2 protein-coding genes are annotated in these 2,025 nt (G+C 77.3%); one reads left to right on the plus strand and one right to left on the minus strand.

What is annotated here, in order from left to right; all coding sequences use genetic code 11:
* The first annotated feature begins 196 nt into the window (after window positions 1-196).
* Complete coding sequence (locus KBX39_RS29840) at window positions 197-1,414, plus strand: MFS transporter (RefSeq protein ID WP_113972962.1); 1,218 nt, start codon at window positions 197-199, stop codon at window positions 1,412-1,414.
* Here the strand turns inward: KBX39_RS29840 and KBX39_RS29845 are convergent.
* A partial coding sequence (locus KBX39_RS29845; protein ID WP_210873729.1) for a helix-turn-helix transcriptional regulator occupies window positions 1,342-2,025 on the minus strand: 684 nt, incomplete at its 5' end. The two genes, KBX39_RS29840 and KBX39_RS29845, sit on opposite strands and share 73 nt — an antisense overlap.

The raw sequence follows: 2,025 nt of genomic DNA on the forward strand, positions 1-2,025 counted from the left end.
CCGCTGTACGCGCTGGCCGCGCACCTCGCCGACGATCTCGCCGGGGCCGGACTCCGGCTGCCGCCTCCGGTACGCGACGCCGCCGGGCGCATCACGGCGACACTGTCAACAAGACATTGACGTAGCCCCGAAGTGTTGCCACGCCCCGGCTCACGTCCCGAGGATGAGTCCTCCAGGCTCAACTCTCGGGGGACCCATGCGCCGCAACGCCGTCCTGTTCGTGGCCGTCTCGCTGCTGTCCGGGCTGGGCGGCAGCGCCATGGCCCTGGTCTCCGGCATCTGGATCCTGGACCTGACCGGCTCAACCGGGCTCGCGGCGCTGGCCGGTCTCTGCGTCTACGCCCCGACGCTGGCCGGCCCCTGGCTCGGCGGCCTGCTCGACCGGGTCCCCCGGCGTCCCCTGGTGGTCGGCGTCAACCTCGCTCTCGCCGCCGCGCTGCTGAGCCTGCTGGCGGTGCGCGGGCCCGGCCAGGCGTGGCTGATCTACGCCGTCTCGCTCGCCTACGGGATCGGATACGTGCTCGTCGACGCCGGCGAGACCGCGCTGCTGCCCGCCGCGCTCCCCCCGGCCCGGCTGGCCGACGTCAACGGCTGGCGGTCGAGCGCGCAGGAGGGCGTGAAGCTGGTCGCGCCGCTGGCCGGGGCGGGCCTGTACGCGTGGCGGGGCGGGCACGTCGTCGCGGTGCTCGCCGCCGTCGTACCGGTGCTCGTGGCCGCCCTGTACGGCGCGTTACGCCTGGCCCGGGCGGCGTCCGCTCCCCCGACCGCACCCGCGGTGGGGCTGCGGGCCGGGCTGACCGCGCTCCTGGCCCGGCGGGCGGTACGCGTGCCGGTGGCGCTCGCGGCGGCGTCCATCGCGATGTCCGGCTTCACCACCGCGGCGCTGTACGACGTGGTGGTGACCGGCCTCGGGCTGCCGTCCACCTTTCTCGGCGTGCTGGCCGGCGCGCAGGGTGGCGGATCGCTGCTCGCCGGGCTGGTCGTCGGCCGGCTCGTCCGCCGCCACGGCGAGATCACGGTGGGGGTCGCCGGCGCGGTCCTGTTCGCGGCCGGCTGTCTGGGACGCTGCCTGCCGTGGTGGCCGGGCACGGTCGCCGCCTCGGTGGTGATCGGCGTCGGTCTGCCGTGGACGCTCGTCGCGGCGGTCACCGCCGTGCAGACGTACACGCCGCGGGAGATGCTCGGGCGGGTCGCCGGGACGGCGAACACGGTGATGTTCGGCCCGATCACGCTGGCCATCCCGCTCGGGTCGGCGGCGGTCGCGGTCGGCGGCCGGCCGCCGCTGGTACTCGCCGCCGTGGCGTGCCTGGCCGCGGCACTGGCGGCCGCCCGGCCGGGTCGTCAGCCCGCGGCCGGCGGGCCGGACAGGTGGCGGATCAGCTCCGGCCGGGAGCGCAGCCGAAGCTTCCGGTAGACGTTGCCGAGGTGGTACTCGACGGTCTTCGGCGACAGGAAGACCCGGGCCGCGATCTCCCGGTTCGTCAGGCCCTCCGCCACGTGCAGGGCGATCAGGCGTTCCTGGCCGGTCAGCCGGTCGACGGTCCGGTCGCCGGGCTCGGGCGGCCGCCGGCCGGTGGCGTCGATCTCGGTGCGGCACCGCCGCGCCCAGCCCTGCGCGCCGAGCGCCTCGAACAACCGCAGCGCGGCGTGCAACTGGACCCGCGCGTCCCGGCGGCGCCGGGCCCGGCGCAGCCGCTGCCCGTAGCTGAGCAGCGTCCGGGCCCGTTCCAGCGGGACGACGGCGGGATCGCACCGGGCCAGCGCCGCCGCGAAGACCTCGTCCAGGTCCGGTTCGCCGGCGAGCAGGCCCTCGACGCGCGCGGCGGCGGCGCGGGCGGCGGCACCGCCGGCCCCGGCCAGGTCGCACAGCCGCCGCGCCGACCGCTGCGGGTCGGACAGGTGCGCGTACGCCTCGGCCAGCTCGGCCGCGACGGGCAGCCACCCCGGTTCGGCGATGCCGCCGTCGCGCTGGGCCCGGCGGACCCGTTCCAGCTCGGTCACGGCGTCCTGCCCGCGCGCCCCCAC

Origin of the sequence: Micromonospora sp. D75 (assembly GCF_018070405.1) — a bacterium.
GTDB lineage: Bacteria > Actinomycetota > Actinomycetes > Mycobacteriales > Micromonosporaceae > Micromonospora > Micromonospora chalcea.

What these genes read in the sequence shown, in the direction of transcription:
- KBX39_RS29840 (WP_113972962.1), top strand. Translation starts at nt 197, where the DNA reads ATGCGCCGCAACGCCGTCCTGTTCGTGGCCGTCTCGCTGCTGTCCGGG.